Genomic DNA, 22,214 nt, shown 5'->3' on the forward strand with positions numbered 1-22,214 from the left:
GATCACACGACTAGTCAATGCCCAGTGCGCGCTTAACGGGTTTAAAACTTTTACGGTGCATAGGTAATGCGCCATGCTCGGCTAACGCTGCCATGTGGACCTTGGTGGGATAGCCCTTGTGTTGCGCAAACCCATAATTCGGATAAGCGGCGTCCAACATAGCCATTTCATGGTCACGATCGACTTTTGCCAAGATCGAGGCGGCGCTAATTTCTGCGACCCGCAAGTCACCTTTCACCACAGCCTCAGCTGGCATCGACAAGGGTGGCACCCGGTTGCCGTCAATTAATGCGTAATCCGGCGTCACCGACAAGCCATCAACCGCGCGCTGCATCGCCAGCATGGTGGCATGTAAAATATTCAGCGAATCGATTTCATCAGGCTCTGCGCGCCCGACTGACCAAGCCAAGGCTTTTTGTTTGATTTCATCATACAAGGCAAGACGCTTTTTCTCGCTCAGTTTTTTCGAATCTGTCAAACCCACAATAGGCTGCGCGGGATCGAGAATCACCGCGGCAGTGACCACGGCACCGACCAAGGGCCCACGTCCGACTTCGTCGACCCCCGCGATAAGCTGTGCGTCAGGGTATTGAAAAGCGTGTTCAGTCATGGTCATCTAATAAAGTTAATACGGCATTGGCTGCAGACGTATCCGCATCTTTTCGGATAGTGTGATGCAACTCAGTAAAGGTGGTCAACAATGCTTGGTTATCACTATCAAGCTGAGCGCTAACCGCATCTGCTAACGCCTCTGGTTGACACTCTTCTTGCAGCAATTCAGGCACTAAAGGTGCGTCAGCGAGAATATTGGGTAAGGATACATACTTTGTTTTCAACAAGCGTTTGGCAAGCCATGCCGTGACAGGCTTGACTTTGTATCCTACCACCATCGGACGCTTCAGTAACATACACTCCAACGCGACTGTGCCCGAGGCAAGTAATACCGAGTCAGCCGCGCTAATCACTTGGCGCGCCGTATCGTCAACCAGCGTAAATGACAGTTCAGGCGCAATCGTCTGCCAGATCTGTTCAAATTGCTGGCGTCGAGTCTCGTTAACAAGCGCCACCACAAAGCCCAGATCAGGGTGTCGTGCTGCCAGTTGCTGACACGCTTTTATAAACGGCGGGGCTAACATCGACATTTCACTGCCACGGCTACCGGGTAGCACAGCTAGCCAGCGCTTGCTGCTATCCAGCCCAAGCACGCGCTGCGCGGCGAGTTTATCCACCTGCATCGGAATGCTATCGGCCATAGTGTGGCCGACAAAGGCACAAGGCACGTCGAACTTATCGTAAAACGCTTTCTCGAAAGGTAAAAAAGCCAGAACCAGATCCGTTGCCGCGGCAATCTTAAAAATCCGCTTTTGCCGCCATGCCCACACTGATGGGCTAACATAATGGACGGTTTTTATCCCCGCTTGTTTTAACGACGCCTCGAGGCGCAGATTAAAATCCGGGGCATCGATACCGATGAAGACATCTGGCGGATTGACGGTAAAGTGCTTAACCAACGCCGTTTTTACTTTCAGCAAACGTGGTAGCCGTCCCAGCACTTCTACCAGCCCCATGACCGACAGCTCTTCCATATCGAATAAGCTATGGCAGCCTTGAGCCATCATTCTTGGCCCCCCAATGCCGACAAACTCAACATGAGGATGTTGAGCCCGCATCGCTTTGATTAGGCCTTCACCTAAAACATCGCCGGAGATTTCCCCGGCGACAATTCCAACACGTAATGGGCGTTCACTGGGTAACATCAACGAATAACGCCTCGCGTCGAACGCTCAAAAAAGTCAATAAACAGCGCTAGTGCCGGCTCACTATCCGCTTGCTCGGCCAGCTCTTTTTTCACTTCTTCCAGTGTTTTGCCTGAGCGATACATGTTTTTGTACACCGAGCGAATCGCCCGGATGGAGGACTTTTCAAAGCCACGGCGTTTGAGCCCTTCAACATTAATGCCAAATGGCGCGCAATGATTGYCCTGTGCCATCACATAAGGCGGAACATCTTGTACGACTATCGATCCGCCACCGAGCATCGCGTGACTACCAATGACGCAGAACTGGTGAATGGCGGACATGCCACCGACAATCGCATAATCATCGACATGAACGTGGCCCGCTAAGGTGGCGTTGTTGGCAAAAATACAATGATTACCGACCACACAATCATGGGCGACGTGGGCATTAATCATAAACAGGTTGTCACTACCAACTTTGGTTTCGCCTTTATCTTGGACCGTACCACGATGCATGGTCACGCTTTCACGAATGGTGTTGCGATCACCAATTTCTAGCGTGGTTGGCTCCCCAGCATATTTGAGATCTTGGCACGCCTCACCAATGGACGCGAATTGATAAATGCGGTTATCTGCGCCGATACGGGTCGGGCCTTTGATCACGACATGTGTCATCACCTCGGTGCCCGCGCCGATTTCAACCCCTTCGCCAATATAAGAAAAAGCGCCAATGTTGACATTTTCGCCCAATACGACGCCGTCTTCGACAACCGCAGTGGGGTGAATGTAAGCCGTTTCGTGGATCACAATTAGATCTCTCTTCTTGCGCACTTCAGTTCCGCCGAGCAGACAACCTCGCCATCTACTTTCGCGACCCCATTAAAGGCCGCAATACCTCGACGCTCTCTAATAAACTCCACCTCAAGCACCAATTGGTCGCCCGGTGAAACCGGACGGCGGAATTTCGCATTATCAATGCTTGCAAAGTAGTATAGCTCGTTGTCTTTCGGCTTACCGAAGGTCTTAAATGCCAATAAGCCTGTTGCTTGCGCCATGGCCTCTAGAATGAGTACGCCTGGTAAAACAGGCAACTGCGGGAAATGACCCGTAAATTGCGGCTCATTAACAGTGATGTTTTTAATCGCGTGAAGGTATTGCCCTTCTTCAAAATCGATAACGCGATCAATCAACAAAAAAGGATAGCGATGTGGTAACAGCTCTTTGATTTCGTTGATATGTAGAACTTTGTTTTCGCGAGTCAAGGTAGTATTCCCGTTCAAATCCAATATTGACTTCATTAACGCAAAACGGCCCGCGTTACTAAGGCGGGCCTGTCATCTCGGCGTTAATCTTGTTTATCGAGCTGATTTTCCAGCTCTTTGAGCCGCTTGTGCATCTCATCAATCTTGAGTACACGTGCGGCAGTCTTCCGCCACTCGCGGTTGGGCTGCAACGGAATGCCGGACGAATACATGCCCGGCTCAGTGATTGGCCGCATCACCATCGCCATTCCCGTGATGGTCACGTTATCTGTGATTTCCATATGGCCATTAAACACGCTGGCGCCGCCGATGATGCAGTGTTTGCCTACTTTGAGACTGCCTGCCATCACAGTGGCACCCGCGATTGCTGTGTTCTCACCGATCGTCACATTATGCGCAATCTGGCACTGGTTGTCGATAATCACTCCATCAGCAATTTCGGTATCATCCAATGCCCCACGGTCAATGGTGGTACACGCACCAATTTCGACGCGATCCCCGATCACAACGCGGCCAAGCTGAGGGATTTTCACCCACTTGCCTTTATCATTGGCATAGCCAAACCCGTCCGCACCGATCACGGTACCCGCTTGAATCAAGCAGTCCTGCCCTATCACTACCTCATGATAAAGCGTGACATTCGCCCAAAGTTTGGTACGCGCGCCCACTTTTGCCCCTTTACCGATAAAGCAACCCGCACCGATTTGTGCTCCATCGCCAATAAGCGCGCCAGATTCAATCACCGCATTCGGGCCAATTGCCACGCCCTCTCCCAACACCGCATCGTCAGCCACCACCGCGGATGCGGCAATATCGGTGGCACAAGCGGGCGTCGAGTCGAGAATCTGTGCCACTTTGGCGTAAGCCAAATAGGGGTCTGACACGACCAAGGCGTTGCCTTGGCAATACGACAGATCGCCCTCTTTTAGCATCACAGCACTGGCGCGGCACAGTGACAAGTTTTTACGGTATTTAGGGCTGGATAAGAAGGTAATTTGCCCTTCTCCCGCTGAATTCATCCCTGCAAGCGAGTTTATCGTTACAGCGCCATCTCCGTGGAGCTGTGCATCCAGTTTATCCGCTAATTCAGCGAGAGTAATCGAAACCATGGGCTCCTCGACGGTTATTTAACTGCGTTGATCACTTTTTCAGATAAGTCATCACTTGGGTTGGCGTATAAAACGGCATTAGCATCAATCACCATGTCATAGCCTTCTTGCTCGGCTACTTGGTCAACCGCTGTCTTGAGCTTTTTGACTAGTTTAGACTCTTCTTGACCACCACGCTTGCGTTGATCTTCTTGAAGCGCTTTCACTTTCAGCTTGTAATCCGACTCCATCGATTGGAGTTTGCGCTGCAGCTTCACGCGCTCGTCTTCACTCATCAGCTCACCATTACGCTTGAGCTTCTCTACGCCTTCAGAGAGCTTCTCTTTCAAGCGTTCAATTTCGGCCACTCGGTCTTTAAATTCACCGCGTAGCTTCTCATTGAGGTTGTTTTTCTTCGCCAGTTGCGACATCACGGCCCCGGTTGATACGTAGCCCACCTTCTGTGCAGCATCAGCCGCTGATGCGTACATGGACGTTGTCAATACCGCGACACTCAGTCCCGCTGCTTTCAAAAATGATTTCACAATAGTCTCCTTTCTGATCATCAGAATGTGCGCCCGATCGTGAAGGTAAAGAACTCTTCATCGTCGCCAGGCTGGCTTGTAATAGGTTTTGCGATAGAAAATACCAAAGGTGCCATTGGGGACATCCACTGCAATGCCATGCCGTAAGAGGCACTGATATTGGAGGGATCGGAATAGTCTTTTGTACCGGCGGGATAGCCCATGTCGACCAATTCTTGGCGATCAAATTCAGTGTCCCACACTGAGGCGGCATCGATAAACACACTGGTACGGATTTGCTCACGCGCCTCCTCGGAGGCAAACGGTGTTGGCACAATCAACTCGGCACTCGCGCGTGCCATAGCATTACCACCTACGGCATCACTCGAACCATAGCTACCTTCTGAGTACTCAACGTCTCCGTCTGATTGCTCAGATCCTCCTTCCGACTTATCTTTATAGACCGCTTTGGGGCCTACCGTATTGGAACGGAAGCCACGCAGTGACGAGAAGCCCCCTGCGTAATAGTTTTCATAAAACGGCAGCATATGATCTTGGCCATTGGTTTGACCATAACCGTTACCATAGCCAAGTCGACCACGCATCAACAGCGTAAACTCGTGCTCTTGTGTCAGCGGCACGTACTGGCGGATGTCATACTGCATTTTAAAGTACTGCACATCCGAGCCAGGTACCGTCATCCGATACGATGCGCGTTGGTAGTTACCCGCGGTTGGGAAGTAGCCGCGGTTGAGATTATTGCGCGTCCAGGATACCGACATATCAAAGTCGTCAACTTCCAGGCCTTCATTGTTATTAAGGTTATCTTGGTGAAGGTCTAAGAACTTATCAATTTGATAATAACTGCCGAGGTTCTCAATCTTGTTGTGAGTGTATCCTAGCGAGAAATCAATCGAGTTCAGCTCGTCAGTCCAAAAGCCCCATGTGAGGTTGGTACCGTAACTTTGGTTGGTGTACTCAACGATATTGGCGTCACGGGCTTCAAACTCGTTATAGAACACCTTGCCGCCTAGGCTCACACCATCAAGGGTAAAGTAAGGGTCACGGTACTCAAGCGTGAGGTTTTTGCGATAGTCGTTGACCATGGCGTTGATACCAAAGCGGTTTCCCGTACCGGCAAAGTTATCTTGCTGTAAGCCGAGCTGTAAGCTCGCACCAGACTCGGTGCCATAACCGATACCAAAGTTGATGCTGCCGGAGTTAGCTTCTTTAACCTTATAGTTAACGTCGACTTGATCATCCGTGCCTGGCACCCGCTGGGTATCCACTTCCACGTTCTGGAAAAAGCCGGTACGACTGAGGCGCTCTTTACCACGAGTAACCGCTTTTGAGTTAAGCCAAGTGCCTTCAAGCTGTCGCATTTCACGGCGCAACACTTCATCTTTGGTGGTGGTGTTGCCTGAAAAACGCACATTGCGCACATAAATTCGCTTACCGGGCTCAACGTTGACCGTTAACGACACCTGCTGATTATCATCGTCAAAGCTGGGTAGGGTGTTCACTTTCGGATAAGCAAAGCCTGTCTCGCCCAGGTGCCGTTTAATCGCCTCTTCAAGTGCGGTCACTTTATCGCCGTTGTAGGTATCGCCACGGGTAAAGGTGACCAGTGAGCGGTAAGTGTCTTCATTCTGTGGGTCGCCACGAAAGTCTAAATCAGCGACCTGATAAGGCTTGCCTTCATTGACATTTAAGGTGATGTACACCCCTTTTTTGTCCGGTGAAATCGCTACTTGTGTCGACTCAACACGGAACTTCAAATAACCACGGTTTAGATAAAAACTGCGTAGTTTCTCAAGATCGCCTGCAAGAACCTGTTTTTGATACTTTTCATTGGCGAGAAAATTCCACCACGGCACATCGGCACGCAAATCAAAATTATCGCGTAATTGCTCATCACTGAACACATCATTACCGACAAAGTTAATTTGCTCAATTTTGGCAGACACACCTTCGGTGAAGACAAATTTCAAATCAGCGCGGTTGCGCGGCAAGGGCGTCACGACGGCTTTCACCGACGCACTGTATTTACCCACACTGTAATAAAAGTCCTCGAGGCCTTTTTCGATTTTGCTCAGTTGGGTGCGATCGAGCGCTTCGCCAACCCGAAGACCTGACGACGTCAGGTTCTCTTTTAGCTGCTCTTCCTTGATTGCCTTGTTACCCGAAAAAGAGATACTGGCAATGGTCGGACGCTCCACCACTTTGACCAGCAGGGCGTCGTCATCGCGATACACGCGTACATCCTCAAAGTTACCTGAGGCAAAGAGCGCGTTGATGACGTCTGCGACATCTTCATCGTCAACCTTGTCGCCGACCCGCACAGGCATCGACAATAAAGCGGCCCCTAAACTGACGCGTTGTAGCCCCTCAAAGCGGATATCGCTGACTTGGAATGCGTCAGCATGCGCCATACTGCTGCTTACTAAAAGAGACGCTATTAATAGTTTTTTCATCGCCATCTGCTATCTGACTTATCCTTGAATACTAACCGTTTAAAGTCGGGCGAAGTCGTTAAACAATGCCACTGCCATTACCATCATCAACACGGCAGCGCCGATTCGATACCCAAAATCCTGCACACGCTCCGATACCGGTCGCCGTGTGACAGCCTCAATCCCAAAGAACAGCAAATGGCCGCCATCCAATACGGGCAGAGGGAGTAAATTGATAATGCCCAGGTTCACGCTAATCAGTGCCATAAACCCTAAAAATGAGATCAACCCGATCTCCGCGGTCATCCCCGCGCCTTTTGCTATCGATATAGGGCCGCTCAAGTTATTCACCCCTACATCGCCCGTAATCAGCTTTTTGATCATATTGACCGTCATGCTGATCACTTGGCCTGTTTTATCTACCGCTTCAGGTATCGCGGCTAGTGGTCCATATTGCTGAGTAAACCGATATGAATCCGGCCACGGTTCCATTTGCGGCGCAATACCGGCATAACCTATCACTTTACCATCGCCTTCGCGCGCATCCGGCGTTAGCACCACAGACTGTTGCTGTCCTTCTCGCATGACCATCAGTGACAACGCTTGATTCGGGCTGGCTTTAATCACCTCGACCAAACGCTGCCATGACGACAGCTCGGTGTCACCCACGGCAATAATTGTATCGCCTTGCTTGAGACCCGCCTGCTCTGCCGCGCTTCCCTCTACCACTTGCGCGATCGATAACGTTATCGCAGGGCGATAAGGCGTGATCCCTAATGTCGTCAGTGGCGATTGCTTTTCTGGATTAAACTGCCATCGGTCTAAGTCCAGTTGATAATCTCTGTCATAACTGGATGCAGGCGTCGGCTTCGCAGTGAGGGTCATGCTCTCATCACCGATATGGCCGATCAACGCAAAATTCACAGCTTGCCAATCAGCGGTTTCGACGCCTGAAACTTGGGTTAGTTCCATCCCTGACTCAATTCCCGCGTCCGCCGCGATCGAGTTGGGTGCAATTTCACCAATCACTGGCTTTACCGCGGGCACACCTATCATCATCACCAGCCAGTATGCAAAAACGGCAAAGACGAAATTAGCGATGGGGCCAGCAGCAACAATCGCACTGCGCTGCCATAAAGGTTGGTTGTTGAAAGCAAGGGGTTTATCCGCCTCAGGCACTGCCTCAATACGCTCGTCCAACATTTTGACATAGCCGCCAAGAGGGATAGCAGCAATCACGTACTCAGTGCCGTCCTTGCCATATTTGCGCCATAGTGCACGGCCAAAACCAATGGAAAAGCGCTCTACCTTCACGCCGCAACGACGAGCGACCCAGAAATGACCAAACTCATGAATCGCAACCAGTATTCCCAGTGCGACGATAAACGCCGCTGCATTCCATAGAAACCCACTCATCGTGCCACCTTAGCAATCTGCTCATTTGCAGTCATGCGCGCTATTCTATCCAGCTCAAATAAGCAATCCAAGCTTGTCGGTGTCGGGAGCGGCAACTGAGTCATAACCTGCTCATTAATACGGGCAATATCCATAAAACCCACTTTGCCTGCCAAGAAGGCCGCCACGGCTTGTTCATTGGCCGCATTCAAACTTGTCGTTGCCGCCTGTCCTTGCTCACACGCTGCCATGGCAAGCGATAAGCATGGGTAACGCCGGGGATCGGGGGCCATAAAGGTAAACTCACCAATTTGGGTAAAATCGAGGGGCGCGACAGGCGCTTGCACGCGTTCGGGGTGTCCCATCGCATGCGCAATAGGGGTGCACATATCCGGTGTCCCTAACTGTGCTAACACCGAGCCGTCACACATCTGTACCATGGAGTGGATCACTGACTGAGGATGGATCACCACCTCCAACTGAGCAGGCTTAGCGTTGAATAACCAACGCGCTTCAATGTATTCCAAGCCTTTATTCATCATGGTGGCGGAATCAACCGAGATTTTCGGTCCCATCGACCAGTTAGGATGCGCGACCGCTTCTTCGATACTGACAGCTGCCAAGCTGTCCGGATCGCGATAACGGAACGGGCCGCCCGATCCCGTTAATAAGATTTTGTTGACCCCAGCGGCGTTAAGATCGCAGCGTCCAGGTGCTTTTTGTACCGCGTCAGGCAAGCATTGAAAAATGGCATTGTGTTCGCTATCTATCGGCAGCAGTTCTGCACCATACTGATGTACCGCATCAATAAAGAACTGCCCTGACATCACCAAGGCCTCTTTATTGGCCAGTAGCACACGCTTTCCCGCCTTAACCGCAGCCATGGTCGAAGGTAACCCTGCTGCGCCGACAACAGCAGCCATCACCATATCAACGTCCGGTAGTGAGGCGAGGTGGCACAGGCTCTCTGCGCCGCCAAGGACTTCGGTACGCAGGCCTTTCTCCGCAAGCGCTTTGCGCAATTGATGTGCCGCACCGTCATCCGCCATTGCGGCGTATGCGGGCTGCCAACGGACACACAAGGCGACCATTTTCTCAACATTGGTATGCGCCGCCAGTGCGGTGACGTCATACTGCTCAGGGTTCGCTTCCACCACTTTCAATGTGCTGGTACCAATCGAACCTGTCGCGCCTAAAACGGTGATTTTTTGCATGTAAACGACTCGTTTCACTTAATTCGCAAACGCGAAATACAACACGGTAAACACGGGGAATGCGGCTGTTAGACTATCAATACGGTCGAGAATACCGCCATGACCAGGAAGAAGGTTACCACTGTCTTTGACCCCTGCCACACGCTTAAACATGCTTTCGGCAAGATCCCCCAACACCGAGGCTAAAGCAGTTACCACCGCAATCGCTAACAATACCCCAAGGTTGGCAAAGTGAAGCTCTAACGCGTAGGCACCCAGCCAGGTCACCCCTACCGCCGCGGCCAGCCCGCCCAGTAACCCTTCAAGGGTCTTATTCGGGCTCACCGCCGGTGCCATTTTGTGTTTGCCAAACTTCTTTCCAGCAAAGTAAGCACCGCTGTCCGCACACCAAACCAGCACAAATACCAGCAGTACTAATTTGGCACCGTAGTAAGTGGAAAATTGATAATCCGCGGCGCGCAGTAACAACACACTCCACATAAAGGGCAACATAGTGAGCAAGCCAAACACCAAACGAAGGAGTTTACTGTGGGTCCAATAGCTGCCGGAGCGCGGGAATGCGAGCACAAGAACAGTAGCAAATAGCCACCAAGCCGCCCCTGTGGCGGCGACCGCAAAAGGCGGTAAACGGACGTGCCCCAATGCCATGGCGTCAAAAGGGAGAGCAAACAGAGACAATGCCAACGCCGCAGCGGGAATGATAAAAGTCAGCAGGCGTGACGACGCCGAAACAAATTGCGTCCACTCCCAAAGTCCAATAAGCGTGACGACCGCTATCGCTGCCACAAAGGCAGGAAACGGTAAGTAGAAAACGCCCGCGACCACTAACGGGACTAAAAAGGCCGCGGTTAAAACTCGTTGTTTGAGCAAACTGATTCCTCGTGGTTACTTATCCGTGGTTATCATGGCTTTAATTTGCTCGCCCGTGCAGCCAAACCGTCGTTCTCGGTTGACGTACCAAGCCACAGCATCATACAAACTCTGTTCGTTGAAGTCCGGCCAATACTGCTCAGTAAAACACAGCTCGGCATAAGCGGCTTGCCATAAAATAAAGTTACTGATGCGACACTCCCCGCTGGTGCGGATCATCAAATCCACGTCCGGTAAGTCAGCCAACATCAAATGGCGAGCAATATCTTGCTCACCGATATCGTTCGGTTGCAACTGCCCTGCGGCGACTTCTTCGGCCACTCGGCGTGTTGCCTGGGTAATATCCCACTGCCCACCATAGTTAGCAGCAATATTGAGCACCAAGCGATCATTGTTTGCCGTCAGCGCTTCGGCTTCAGCGATTTTGGTTTGCAGAGACGGGCTAAAGCGAGAGGTATCACCGATAATGCGTAATTGTACACCGTGACTGTCTAGCCGCTTGACTTCACGAGAAAGCACATTGATAAATAGCTCCATCAATACGCTTACTTCATCTTCAGGACGACGCCAGTTCTCACTGCTAAATGCAAATAACGTCAGGGCTTTTACCCCGAGTTCAGACGCTGCTTTCACCGTTTTACGCACCGCTTTGACACCCGCTTTATGTCCAAACACACGGGCTTTGCCTCGTGCTTTGGCCCAACGTCCATTGCCGTCCATGATCACGGCAATGTGCTGCGGTAAAGCGGCAGATTCGAGCTGCGCATCAAGAGACTGGGAACTCATGTTTCTCCTTGGCAAATAAAAAGCGCTGTACTGCACGCACAGCGCTTTAGCATCGGCGGTAAAGTCTAATGAGATTTAGACTTCCATCAACTCTTTTTCTTTTGCATCAAGAAGTGCATCAACATTCTTGACCGCTTCATCGGTCAACTTTTGAATGTTATCTTGCGCGCGATGCTCATCATCTTCAGAGATTTCTTTGTCTTTAAGCAGCGCTTTAAGCTCATTGTTAGCATCACGGCGAATGTTACGAACAGCGACACGAGCTTGCTCACCTTCAGCACGCACGACTTTCACCATGTCTTTGCGACGCTCTTCGGTCAACGGGGGCAAAGGAACACGGATCACTGTGCCGGCAGAGGCTGGGTTAAGGCCCAAGTCTGAGGTCATGATTGCTTTTTCAACTGCTTGTGTCACTTGCTTGTCGTACACGCTGATCGCCAACGTACGCGCATCTTCTGCCACAATTGAGGCCAGCTGATTCAGGGGGGTCGGTGCACCGTAGTACTCAACCGTGATCCCTTCAAGCAAGCTTGGGTGGGCACGGCCTGTGCGCAATTTACCTAGCGTGTGTTTTAGCGCGTCTACACTTTTATCCATACGCGCTTTGGCGTCGTCTTTTATGTCATTAATCACGGGAGTATCCTTGCGATTGAATTAGTTTGTAAGATTATGCCACCAATATCGGCTTAGCTGTTAGTGATCAAGGTGCCTTCTGCCTCGCCCATCACGACACGGCGTAATGCACCTGGCTTGTTCATATTAAAGACACGAAGGGGCAACTTATGATCACGTGCTAGCGTAAATGCGGCCAAATCCATCACTTTCAACTCTTTTTCTAACACATCTTGGTATGTCAGCGAGTCATAAAGCGTTGCATCTGGGTTTTTGGTTGGGTCATCGCTGTACACACCATCGACCTTGGTTGCTTTAATCACGATATCAGATTCGATTTCAATACCGCGTAAACAGGCCGCTGAATCCGTGGTGAAGAAAGGGTTACCTGTCCCGGCGGAGAATATCACGACACGACCATTGCGAAGCTGGCTAATCGCTTCTGCCCAATTATAGCTATCACATACACCATTCAAGGGAATGGCCGACATCACTCGCGCGTTCACATAGGCACGATGAAGTGCGTCACGCATTGCCAACCCGTTCATCACGGTGGCTAACATACCCATGTGATCGCCCACAACACGGTTCATTCCCGCCTCAGCAAGACCAGCACCCCGGAATAGATTACCGCCACCGATAACCAAACCCACCTGAACACCCAGCTCGACCAGTTCTTTGATTTCTTGTGCCATACGATCTAGCACAGCGGGATCAATCCCGAATCCATCATCGCCCTGCAGGGCTTCACCGCTAAGTTTAAGTAAAATTCGTTGATAAGCTGGCTTAGGATTTGTGGTCATTTCACTACCTTTCTATTAGGCACTCGTTGGGGAAGAAGGTTATGGAAGACCGCGGCGAGTACCGCGGTCTGAGTCAGAAAAATTAGCTTTGTTGCGCCGCAGCAACTTCTGCAGCAAAGTCTACTTCTTCTTTCTCGATGCCTTCGCCCACTTCAAAGCGGATGAAGTCGGTCACTTCGGCACCTTTTTCTTTCAGCATTTGGCCCACAGTTTGTGATGGGTCCATCACGAATGCTTGACCTGTCAGAGAAATTTCACCGGTGAATTTCTTCATGCGACCAGCAACCATTTTCTCTGCGATCTCAGCAGGTTTGCCTGATTCCATTGCGATATCAACCTGAATTTGCTTCTCTTTCTCTACCACGTCGGCAGGTACATCTTCAGGGTTAACATAGTCAGGCTTAGACGCGGCAATGTGCATCGCCACGTGCTTGATGGTTTCTTCGTCCGCTTTTGCCGCAACGATAACACCGATGCGACCGCCGTGACGGTAWGAGCCCACTTTCTCGCCTTCGATGAATGAAACACGGCGGATATCCATGTTTTCACCGATTTTCGCAACCAGGTCAGCACGCTGCTGTTCAAATTTTTCTTTCAGCGCGTCGATGTCAAGGCCTTCAGCCAGTGCAGCTTCAGCAACTTGATCAGCAAACTCTACGAAGTTTGCGTCTTTTGCAACGAAGTCAGTTTCACAGTTGATCTCAACGATCGCTGCTTTACCTTCGTTTTCTTTCACTAGGATCACGCCTTCAGCAGCAACACGGCCAGCTTTCTTCGCTGCTTTTGCCGCACCGCTCTTACGCATGTTCTCGATTGCTACTTCGATATCTGCGTTCGCTTCAACCAGTGCTTTTTTACATTCCATCATGCCAGCGCCAGTGCGCTCGCGAAGTTCTTTAACCAGGGCAGCGGTAACAGTTGCCATTGTTCAATCCTCGATTCGAAACTATTTGGGTAAAAAACAGGGGCCCGAAATCGGCCCCTGCTAACCATACTTAGCTTACAGCATGAAAGATGACACGCTGATGGCTAAGAACGCTCACAAGGAGCTGTCGTCTTATTCAGCGACTTCAACCAGCTCGTCTTCTGCTTGCGCAACGATGTCTTGGCTACGGCCTTCTTTGTAAGCGTCAGACGCGGCATTCAGGTAAAGCTGGATAGCGCGGATTGCGTCATCGTTACCTGGAATGACGTGGTCAACGCCGTCTGGGTTAGAGTTAGTATCTACCACTGCAAATACTGGGATACCCAGGTTGTTCGCTTCTTTGATGGCAATGTGCTCGTGATCCGCATCGATAACGAACATTGCATCAGGCAGGCCGTTCATGTTTTTGATACCACCCAGTGATTTGTCGAGCTTTTCCATCTCACGGGTGTACATCAGTGCTTCTTTCTTGGTCAGCTTCTCAAACGTACCGTCAGTAGACTGAGTTTCCAGGTCTTTCAGACGCTTGATAGATGTACGAACGGTTTTCCAGTTAGTGAGCATGCCGCCCAACCAACGGTTGCTTACATAAAACTGCTCGCAGTTTTCTGCTGCCGCTTTTACCGCTTCGCTTGCTGCGCGCTTAGTACCAACGAACAGGACTTTACCTTTACGCTCACCGATTTTTGACAGTTCAGCCAAAGCATCGTTAAACATTGGTACAGTTTTCTCAAGGTTGATGATGTGCACCTTGTTACGTGAACCAAAGATGAAAGGCTTCATTTTTGGGTTCCAGTAACGAGTTTGGTGACCGAAGTGTACGCCCGCCTTGAGCATGTCGCGCATTGAAACAGTAGCCATGATAATTTCCTCTTGGGGTTAGGCCTCCACATATCCCATCCACCGACCCGCTTGAGGGCACCCCGGTCAATGTGTCGATATGTGTGTGATTTAAAATAAAAAATGTTGAGTGAAGACCATCAAACTGAAACCCAGCTCAGCCAGATTGATCACAATGACGGTTTTCGGCGCGCTTTATACCACAAAAACACCAGTAAAATCCAGCAATATTGCGCATTCGGTCAAGCTTGGTTGCCACCGCCTCTCATCGGGATCCCGCCCCTTTTGGTTTCCAGAATGCAGATGGCTTGGTACCATAGCACCACGATCATACGGCTGCTCACCTCAGTCGCTGCGACAAGCGTAGCAGCTCTGGGCGGCTGTGCTCGATGATACCGAGCGTGAAAAGATCCGGCTCTCGTTCTCATCGTCATCATTGAGCGACCCAAATTAAAGTGAGAAAGCAAAATGACAATCCCGATTAAAACAGAAGAAGAAATTGAAAAAATGCGCGTCGCTGGCCGCTTGGCTTCCGACGTGCTCGTCATGCTTGGCGACCATGTAAAACCCGGCGTCACCACCCGTGAGCTGGATGACATTGCTCACAAATATATGACTGAAGTGCAAGGCACGACACCGGCCACCTTGGATTATCATGGTTTTCCCAAATCCATGTGCACCTCGATTAACCATGTGGTTTGCCATGGCATTCCGAACGATGACGATGTGCTGCAAGAGGGCGATATAGTCAACATCGATGTCACTGTGATCAAAGATGGCTACCATGGCGACACCTCAAAGATGTTTTTAGTCGGTGAGGTGTCTTTGGAAGACAAACGTCTATGTCGTGTCACACAAGAAAGCCTCTATCACGCGATCAAAAAGGTCAAACCCGGGGCAACCGTGGGCGAGCTTGGCTCCGCCATTCAAAAATTCATTAAAAATAGCAATACACGCTACTCGATCGTGAAAGAGTACTGTGGGCATGGCATTGGTGCGAGCTTCCATGAAGATCCTCAAGTGGTGCACTACAAAAATAATGATCGCACTGTACTCAAACCTGGCATGTGCTTCACCATCGAGCCTATGATTAATGCAGGTAAATACGGTACCGTGCTTGATGAAGACGACGGCTGGACGGTGTATACCATCGACGGTAAGAAGTCGGCCCAGTGGGAGCATACGCTACTGGTGACCGAGACTGGGGTCGAGGTATTAACGCTGAGAGAGGAAGAGAGCCTCCCGCGTTACATCAACCACTAATCCAACCCATAAAAGCCGGCTTCGCTCCGGCTTTTTTTTGCGCAAAGGATCGCCATGACAGACACAGTGATTACGCCACAACATCTCGGGGATGATCAGCTCGACCCCATTACCCTAAAAGCCCAATTCCAGCAATTGCTTGAGCAGCAAAAACAGGACTTTTTGGCTAATGTCCCTGTGGCGGAATTGGTATACCAGCGCACCGATTATATGGATGCCTTATTGGCGCGCTTGTGGCATCACTTTGGGTTTGCACAAACCTCACTTGCTCTCGTCGCGGTAGGGGGGTACGGCCGGCGTGAGCTGCACCCCCTGTCGGATATCGATTTACTCCTACTTTGCCAATCCCCACTGGATCCCCATCAGCAACAACGTTTAAGCGATCTGCTGACCCTCTTATGGGATTTAAAGCTTGAAGTCGGCCACAGTGTACGCACCGTCGACGAGTGCATTCGTGTTGGGCTGGACGATTTGACTGTCGCCACCAATTTGCAAGAATCTCGCTTATTATGTGGTGACGCTCAGCTTTTTGAGGCGCTTGAAGCGCGCGTGCATGATGACAGTTTTTGGCCCAGTGAGCGCTTTTATCGAGCCAAAGTCGACGAGCAAAAAGCGCGTCATCGCCGCTACCATGATACGGCCTACAAGCTTGAGCCTGATTTGAAACTCAGTCCTGGCAGTCTGAGAGACATCCATACCTTGTCTTGGATTGCGCGCCGTCACTTTGGCGCCACCAGCTTACGAGAGATGAGCGACTTTGGCTTTTTGACCGACGCGGAATTTCGCGAACTCAATGAGTGTCAAAACGTATTGTGGCGTATTCGCTTTGCGCTTCACCTTGAGCTGCGCCGTTACGATAACCGCCTGACCTTTGCACACCAAACATCGGTCGCGGAGCTGCTTGGCTATCGTGGTGAAGGCAACCGTGCAGTCGAAACCATGATGAAAGACTTCTTCCGCACGCTTGGACGCGTCGGCGAGCTTAACAAAATGCTGCTACAAATCTTTGATCAAGTGATCATCGACAATGGCCGCACGGGTGACGTTGAAGTGTTAAGTGACGATTTTCAGCGCTGCGGACGCACCATCGAAGCGCGTAAACCCGCGCTATTTCAAGCGCGACCGGAAACCATTCTCGATATGATGCTGCATATCGCTAACGACACCTCGATTGAAGCGATTGCGGCGCCTACCCTGCGGCAGTTGCGAACAGCAAGACGTCGACTCAATCACTTTTTGTGTCAGCAAGAAGATGCACGTGAAAAATTCATGGCCTTGGTTCGTCACCCCAATGCGCTGCACAAAGCGTTTGGTTTAATGCACCGCCACGGGGTGATGTCCGCCTACCTGCCGCAGTGGAGTCAAATTGTCGGCCAAATGCAATTTGACTTGTTTCATGTCTATACCGTCGACGAGCATACCATTCGCCTACTCAAACATATGCGCTTGTTTGATGACGAGGCCAACCGAGATCGCCATCCCATTTGTTGTGATGTCTTCCCCCGCCTAGCACGCCGCGAGCTTTTACTGATTGCGGCCATTTTTCATGACATTGGCAAGGGGCGCGGTGGCGATCATAGCGAGATTGGCGCCATTGAATCGCATGATTTTTGTTTAGAGCATGGTTTATCCAAACCAGAAGCAAACATTGTCAGCTGGCTCGTCCGTAACCACTTATTGATGTCCGTCACCGCGCAGCGCCGTGATATTTATGATCCTGATGTGATTACTGACTTTGCCAAAGAGGTGCGTGATGAAGAGCGGCTGGATCTTCTCCTTTGTCTTACCGTGGCCGACATCAATGCCACCAACCCAGATTTATGGAACAGTTGGAAACGCACACTGATCGCAGAGCTATATTACTCGACACAAAAAGCACTGCGCCGCGGCTTAGAAAATCCACCAGATGTACGTGAACGCATTCGTCATAACAAACACTTAGCGGCTGCCATGTTACGTAAACAAGGCCATAGTCCCAGGGATATAGAAGTCTTGTGGCAGCGTTTTAAGGCGGACTACTTTCTGCGCCATACCCATAAACAAATTGCTTGGCACAGTGAACATCTCCTTCATCACGCCGGCGACACCCCACTGGTGCTGGTCAGTAAAAAAGCAACCCGTGGCGGTACCGAGATTTTTGTTTACTGCCAAGATAGGCCCAGCTTGTTTGCACGCGTGGTGGCGGCGCTCGATAAGAAAAACCTGAGCGTCCATGATGCACAAGTGATGACCAGTAAAGATGGTCACGCCCTCGATACCTTTATGGTGCTAGACCAAAATGACGAGGCCATTCCTCTTGACCGTCACCCAAGCATTATCGAAGGGGTCAGCAAGGCACTGGCAGAAACCGGGACAATGACTATCCCCAAACGGCGAGCCCCGCAAAAGCTTCAGCATTTTTCGGTTAAAACCCAGGTCCTTTTCTTACCCACGAAAAACGGTCGTCGCACATTGATGGAGCTAGTAGCACTCGACACACCTGGACTATTGGCTCGGGTGGGGGCTGTCTTTGCGCGCCAAAATGTCAGTGTCCATGCCGCTAAAATCACCACCATTGGTGAGCGCGCCGAAGACTTTTTTATCGTCACCGACGCAGAGAACCAAGCATTAACCTCCGAGCATCAAGCACAGTTAAAAGCGGCACTGGAAAAAGCGCTCGCGCGCGCCAAATAACAAGCGCCCCGTCAACCATGCTAAGCGACGGTGAGTGCGTCGCTTAATAGAGGCAACATTCAACCATGAGGTGGCTATGTATCAGCAGTTGAAAAATATCGGTATTGAACATCCGGAAAAAATTGAGCGTTATTCACTGCGTCAAGAAGCCAGTTATGACACGCTCAAAGTCTACTTCAGCAAGCAAAAGGGTGATCTTTTTGCCCGAAGCATGAAGTTTAAGTATCCACGCCAGCGGAAAAATGTGGTTGTCGACAGCGGCACCGGCCGGTCTCGAGAAGTCACTGAGATCAATCGCAGTCTGTCTCTGGTGATCGATGAACTGGATCGTATCGTTCAGCACGAGCAAACAGAGCAAGACGTGAAGCAAAAGGTACTCACCGATCTCCGTCATCTGGAAAAAGTGGTTGCTAGTAAGATTGCCGAAATCGAAGCCGAGCTAGATAAGCTCTAACACAACCTATGGGGGAGCTGCCTGCAAGGTGCGGCCTGCAAGGTGCGGCCTGCAAGGGATTACCGACACGGGGCGATTTACCCCGAACAGGTGATGCCAGGCACATCCCACTCCAGTGCCGATAGAACATACTGCCACCTAGTATCGAACGGTGCCTGTACCTTGACCGTCTCAGCGCTAACGGGATGGATAAACTGTATCTCGCTAGCATGAAGTAACAGCTGATGGCAGTGAAAGTGCTCGCGGAAAACACGGTTGTGTCTCCCGTCGCCATGGGTAGTATCGCCAATAATCGGATGGCTGAGGTGATGCATATGACGACGCAACTGGTGTTTTCTTCCCGTTTGCGGCTGCATCGCCACCAGGCTATAGCGGCTGGTCGCATACCGCCCCGTTGCGATAGGAAGCTCCACCGATGCCAGTGGTTGATAGTCCGTCACGGCCGGCTTGGCCGTCGGTGTCTGGCTCGCGTCTTTGTCCGCGATCTTGTCTTGCTCTTCCACCAGTGGGTAATCGAGTCGACCGGGCTCTGTGATCCAGCCTCTGACCACCGCATRGTAGGCTTTTTTTATCTGCCCTTGCGCAAACTGAGGCATCATCAAGGATGCCACTTCGCGAGAAAGCGCAAAAACTAAGACCCCGGAGGTGGGTTTATCGAGCCGGTGTAAAGGATAAACATGCTGACCGATCTGATCCCTCAATGTCTGCATCACAAAGCGTGTTTCCCCTTTATCTAGCCACGAACGATGGACCAGCATCCCTGCGGGCTTATTCACCACAACCAACGACGCATCACGGTATAAAATAGATAAAGGTTGTTCACTCATCATTGGGTTAACAGCGCGTCAATACGATAAGTCACTTTGACCACCGCCGTCGCCCCTTGATGTTCTTTCATCGCTTCTTCCACATAGGGGGCGATTTCAAAATTGCTTGGCAACGGCTGGCGAGCAACAACCAAGGCACGCATTTTGGGTAAAAAGATCCACTGTAGCCACTCATGGCAATCAAGCGTATCCACCGCAAACGGCTCGGTACTGGCTAGTCGTTTAGGTGATGGTGGCTCGGATTGGAGCAGATCACAGGCATCGAGCAACTGTTCGAGTTCATCAAGAAGTTGCTCACATTGTTGGTGAAGAGTCATTGACAACCTCATCATTAATCAAATTAGAAACCGCGAAGCATAGCACGTTCCCAGCCAAGACAACATCAACTCGACAAGCATCTCACCGGTAAAAACTGATATACTCGCGCGCATTAAGCGATAACCAAGAGCGGACATCATGGAAACGGTTCACGCCCTCAGCGCCCTATTTGACCACGCCGATTGCCAATTCAGTGTTTACGACTTAGGTCGTCGTGTTTGTCAGCTGGATGAAACGACCTTTCGCGCGGTTGAGGCCAATCAACAGCCTTACCCTCACCCTTTGCGTCAACATGCCCACATAGCTGTCGCTTTCTGGCCACCAGGGGGTGCCCCTTGGGTATGGTTTTTAAAAATGCCTCTTGATGAGCGGGGCTTGCTCAACCACACCGCAATGGGAGACTTTTTGCAGTATGTCAGCGCGGCCATGGGCGAGCGCCTAACCGCGACACCGAATAAAGAGCAACGTGAAAAACTGGCCAACAATCCCTATACCTTTACTCCCACCGACGACAAGATGGCAATGTTTCATGCCAGATTGACTTATCAACTGGGCCGGCCAGCCAGTCAGTATTATGATCATGCCCAACATTATTTAAATGGCGAGCTTGGCTGGGATAACTGGCAAGAGGTTGGCCTGCAGGGGCTCGCTGATACCTGTGTACGCATGGCCGAGCAAAACAATGCCACTCGTATCCGCAAAGCGCTGAACAACCTTCCAACGACGCCGCTGTATGCCCTGCTGGGCTGCTTAGAGCATTGCCAAATCAATGAAAAGCTCGCGGCAAGCGTGCGCGACATGTTTAGCCAAATGTGTCAGGCTCAGGAAGTGGATCTTTTCTTGGTTAGCGCCTTACTCCGCGCACATGCGGGTGCCCCAACAGCTACACGTCATCATTTGATCGCGGCCGTGCTGGACAAACCCGAACTACACCATCGCGAGATTTTTGTTGCGATTGCAGGGCGCTGTTGGGAGAGTTTAACGGACGACACCGTGCTGGATCGCTTTTTGATTGCGCTTGCCGATCAGCACGATACGGCACTGTTTCAACAAATCTATGCCGATCTTGTGATGCTGCCACCGCTTCGCGGCGCACTGCTTAGCCGTTTGCACGGTGATACCTCGCCAGCGCTGACCCAGGCGATGGCACGTATGCAACAAGCTGTTAGACAGACCCCTAATGATCACTGATCTGTTGACCATTGTCTTAGTCGTTGTCGCCGCCTTGCTGTTTTGGCAACAGCGGCGACAATCCGAGCAAGCACACCAGTACATTCGCCAATACTGCCAGCGGATGGAGTTGCAATTATTGTCTATCGCACGAGGTCACCACACCCTACGCAGAACCGAACAAGGGTGGCAATGGCTCACCCAATACTGGTTCGAGTTTTCTGCCACCGGGGATGATCATTACATCGGTCACGCTCAGCTTCGAGGGTTAAGGTTAAAGGCGATAGACACCCCCGTTCATGCGATGCCGAGATCTGGCCAAACCAACGGCTAGCTCTCACTCAATATTGATAATAAAAAGGCAGGGAGAATTATTCGCGCGACGTGAAAAGCTGTACTAGATTGGAAGTATGGTGCACACGCAAGGTTAGTGCTAACGGTGCGTGACAGGGAGTCGCCAGTGTCGGGTTAACCGGCCAGAAAAAAGGAAAGGGCGCAGCTTGCGCCGCGCCCCAGAGTTTTACTTGCAGCCATCCTGCTACTAAAAGGTGCTCCCTGCATCATTCCTTGATCAGTCGCCGATTCCTTCAGCGTCGTTCCATGTCTCTCCGTCTTGGAGGTGTCCTTTCGTCATCCTGACAAACCGAAATTCCCGTTTTCGATAAGCTCTCCATCCTGGAGGTGTCCATGACTTCGTCCTGAAGTTGTCCTTAAGCCCCCATCCTGGGTTGTCCTAAGTCTTCCTGACGTACAAGCTCCCTGCTTGTAGAGAACGGCTCCATCCGTTGTCCTTTTCGCAATCCATGCCAGCGCTTCTTCCTGAAGTACTGCCTCATCCTGAGGTACCAAGTCCTTGGTGATTCCTGTTCCCTGTGTCAGTTCCCTTCCGACACCCATAAGATTACGCGACTGAGCGTTTGGTACAAGCCATTCTCGCCTGCTTAATCTCTCATTTTTTATCTTGAACAAAGAAATATGATGTAAGCCCCTGTAATAAAA

The 22,214-nt window shown here is 51.0% G+C and carries 23 protein-coding genes; 5 read left to right on the forward strand and 18 right to left on the reverse strand.

Going from position 1 to position 22,214, the window contains the following annotated elements; genetic code table 11:
- Nucleotides 1-10 precede the first annotated feature (10 nt).
- The 15 genes from rnhB to rpsB form a co-directional block, all read right to left on the reverse strand.
- Entirely contained in the window at nt 11-610 is a 600-nt protein-coding gene (gene rnhB, locus BZG13_RS12440) for a ribonuclease HII (protein ID WP_077458471.1), read from the reverse strand.
- The gene (lpxB, locus tag BZG13_RS12445) at nt 603-1,757 is read right to left on the reverse strand and encodes a lipid-A-disaccharide synthase (protein ID WP_077486851.1); all 1,155 of its coding nucleotides are present in this window, start codon (nt 1,755-1,757) and stop codon (nt 603-605) included. The genes rnhB and lpxB overlap by 8 nt, the downstream gene beginning before the upstream one ends.
- Entirely contained in the window at nt 1,757-2,545 is a 789-nt protein-coding gene (gene lpxA / locus BZG13_RS12450) for an acyl-ACP--UDP-N-acetylglucosamine O-acyltransferase (protein WP_077486852.1), read from the reverse strand. The genes lpxB and lpxA overlap by 1 nt, the downstream gene beginning before the upstream one ends.
- 2 nt (nt 2,546-2,547) lie before the next feature.
- The gene (gene fabZ / locus BZG13_RS12455; RefSeq protein WP_069363579.1) at nt 2,548-3,000 is read right to left on the reverse strand and encodes a 3-hydroxyacyl-ACP dehydratase FabZ; all 453 of its coding nucleotides are present in this window, start codon (nt 2,998-3,000) and stop codon (nt 2,548-2,550) included.
- An 83-nt stretch (nt 3,001-3,083) separates the two neighbouring features.
- Nucleotides 3,084-4,109: a UDP-3-O-(3-hydroxymyristoyl)glucosamine N-acyltransferase gene (gene lpxD / locus BZG13_RS12460; RefSeq protein WP_077486853.1), complete on the reverse strand. Its 1,026-nt coding sequence runs from the start codon at nt 4,107-4,109 to the stop codon at nt 3,084-3,086.
- Nucleotides 4,110-4,123: 14 nt separating this feature from the next.
- Nucleotides 4,124-4,633 (reverse strand): OmpH family outer membrane protein, encoded by a 510-nt coding sequence (locus BZG13_RS12465; RefSeq protein ID WP_069363547.1) that lies wholly within the window; start codon nt 4,631-4,633, stop codon nt 4,124-4,126.
- A 20-nt stretch (nt 4,634-4,653) separates the two neighbouring features.
- Entirely contained in the window at nt 4,654-7,092 is a 2,439-nt protein-coding gene (gene bamA / locus BZG13_RS12470) for an outer membrane protein assembly factor BamA (protein WP_077486854.1), read from the reverse strand.
- 33 nt (nt 7,093-7,125) lie between these two features.
- Complete coding sequence (rseP, locus tag BZG13_RS12475; protein WP_077486855.1) at nt 7,126-8,481, reverse strand: sigma E protease regulator RseP; 1,356 nt, start codon at nt 8,479-8,481, stop codon at nt 7,126-7,128.
- Nucleotides 8,478-9,674: a 1-deoxy-D-xylulose-5-phosphate reductoisomerase gene (gene ispC, locus BZG13_RS12480; protein ID WP_077486856.1), complete on the reverse strand. Its 1,197-nt coding sequence runs from the start codon at nt 9,672-9,674 to the stop codon at nt 8,478-8,480. The genes rseP and ispC overlap by 4 nt, the downstream gene beginning before the upstream one ends.
- An 18-nt stretch (nt 9,675-9,692) precedes the next feature.
- Nucleotides 9,693-10,544 carry a phosphatidate cytidylyltransferase gene (locus BZG13_RS12485; RefSeq protein ID WP_069363543.1) on the reverse strand — a complete coding sequence of 284 codons (852 nt, stop codon included), beginning with the start codon at nt 10,542-10,544 and terminating at the stop codon, nt 9,693-9,695.
- A gap of 15 nt (nt 10,545-10,559) precedes the next feature.
- Nucleotides 10,560-11,330, reverse strand: coding sequence for an isoprenyl transferase (locus tag BZG13_RS12490; RefSeq protein WP_069363542.1), 771 nt, complete (start codon nt 11,328-11,330; stop codon nt 10,560-10,562).
- A gap of 75 nt (nt 11,331-11,405) precedes the next feature.
- Nucleotides 11,406-11,963, reverse strand: coding sequence for a ribosome recycling factor (gene frr, locus BZG13_RS12495; protein ID WP_077486857.1), 558 nt, complete (start codon nt 11,961-11,963; stop codon nt 11,406-11,408).
- Nucleotides 11,964-12,016: 53 nt separating this feature from the next.
- Nucleotides 12,017-12,745: a UMP kinase gene (pyrH, locus tag BZG13_RS12500; protein ID WP_046074177.1), complete on the reverse strand. Its 729-nt coding sequence runs from the start codon at nt 12,743-12,745 to the stop codon at nt 12,017-12,019.
- Nucleotides 12,746-12,827: 82 nt separating this feature from the next.
- A complete protein-coding gene (gene tsf, locus BZG13_RS12505; RefSeq protein ID WP_069363540.1) occupies nt 12,828-13,670 on the reverse strand; it encodes a translation elongation factor Ts in 843 nt (280 codons plus the stop codon).
- 132 nt (nt 13,671-13,802) lie between these two features.
- A complete protein-coding gene (gene rpsB / locus BZG13_RS12510; protein ID WP_046074175.1) occupies nt 13,803-14,531 on the reverse strand; it encodes a 30S ribosomal protein S2 in 729 nt (242 codons plus the stop codon).
- A gap of 447 nt (nt 14,532-14,978) precedes the next feature.
- Here rpsB and map point away from each other — a divergent pair, with 447 nt between their 5' ends.
- From map to BZG13_RS12525, 3 genes are all read left to right on the forward strand, one after another.
- Complete coding sequence (map, locus tag BZG13_RS12515; RefSeq protein WP_077458453.1) at nt 14,979-15,773, forward strand: type I methionyl aminopeptidase; 795 nt, start codon at nt 14,979-14,981, stop codon at nt 15,771-15,773.
- A 54-nt stretch (nt 15,774-15,827) separates the two neighbouring features.
- Complete coding sequence (gene glnD, locus BZG13_RS12520; protein WP_077486858.1) at nt 15,828-18,446, forward strand: bifunctional uridylyltransferase/uridylyl-removing protein GlnD; 2,619 nt, start codon at nt 15,828-15,830, stop codon at nt 18,444-18,446.
- Nucleotides 18,447-18,522: 76 nt separating this feature from the next.
- Nucleotides 18,523-18,900, forward strand: coding sequence for a DUF3461 family protein (locus BZG13_RS12525; protein ID WP_069363537.1), 378 nt, complete (start codon nt 18,523-18,525; stop codon nt 18,898-18,900).
- A gap of 77 nt (nt 18,901-18,977) precedes the next feature.
- Here the strand turns inward: BZG13_RS12525 and truC are convergent, their stop codons facing one another.
- Nucleotides 18,978-19,730, reverse strand: coding sequence for a tRNA pseudouridine(65) synthase TruC (gene truC, locus BZG13_RS12530; protein WP_241824810.1), 753 nt, complete (start codon nt 19,728-19,730; stop codon nt 18,978-18,980).
- Nucleotides 19,727-20,044, reverse strand: coding sequence for a YqcC family protein (locus BZG13_RS12535; RefSeq protein WP_077486859.1), 318 nt, complete (start codon nt 20,042-20,044; stop codon nt 19,727-19,729). The genes truC and BZG13_RS12535 overlap by 4 nt, the downstream gene beginning before the upstream one ends.
- A 139-nt stretch (nt 20,045-20,183) precedes the next feature.
- Between BZG13_RS12535 and BZG13_RS12540 the strand changes: the two genes are divergently transcribed.
- Both BZG13_RS12540 and BZG13_RS12545 read left to right on the forward strand, forming a co-directional pair.
- The gene (locus BZG13_RS12540) at nt 20,184-21,236 is read left to right on the forward strand and encodes a DUF3549 family protein (protein ID WP_077486860.1); all 1,053 of its coding nucleotides are present in this window, start codon (nt 20,184-20,186) and stop codon (nt 21,234-21,236) included.
- Complete coding sequence (locus tag BZG13_RS12545) at nt 21,226-21,549, forward strand: DUF3301 domain-containing protein (RefSeq protein ID WP_069363533.1); 324 nt, start codon at nt 21,226-21,228, stop codon at nt 21,547-21,549. The genes BZG13_RS12540 and BZG13_RS12545 overlap by 11 nt, the downstream gene beginning before the upstream one ends.
- A gap of 296 nt (nt 21,550-21,845) precedes the next feature.
- On the opposite strand, the gene BZG13_RS15420 is transcribed toward BZG13_RS12545, so the two are convergent.
- On the reverse strand, nt 21,846-22,214 hold a 369-nt coding region (locus BZG13_RS15420), incomplete at its 5' end, for a hypothetical protein (RefSeq protein ID WP_206744309.1).

Source organism: Salinivibrio sp. ML323 (assembly GCF_001995745.1).
GTDB lineage: Bacteria > Pseudomonadota > Gammaproteobacteria > Enterobacterales > Vibrionaceae > Salinivibrio > Salinivibrio kushneri.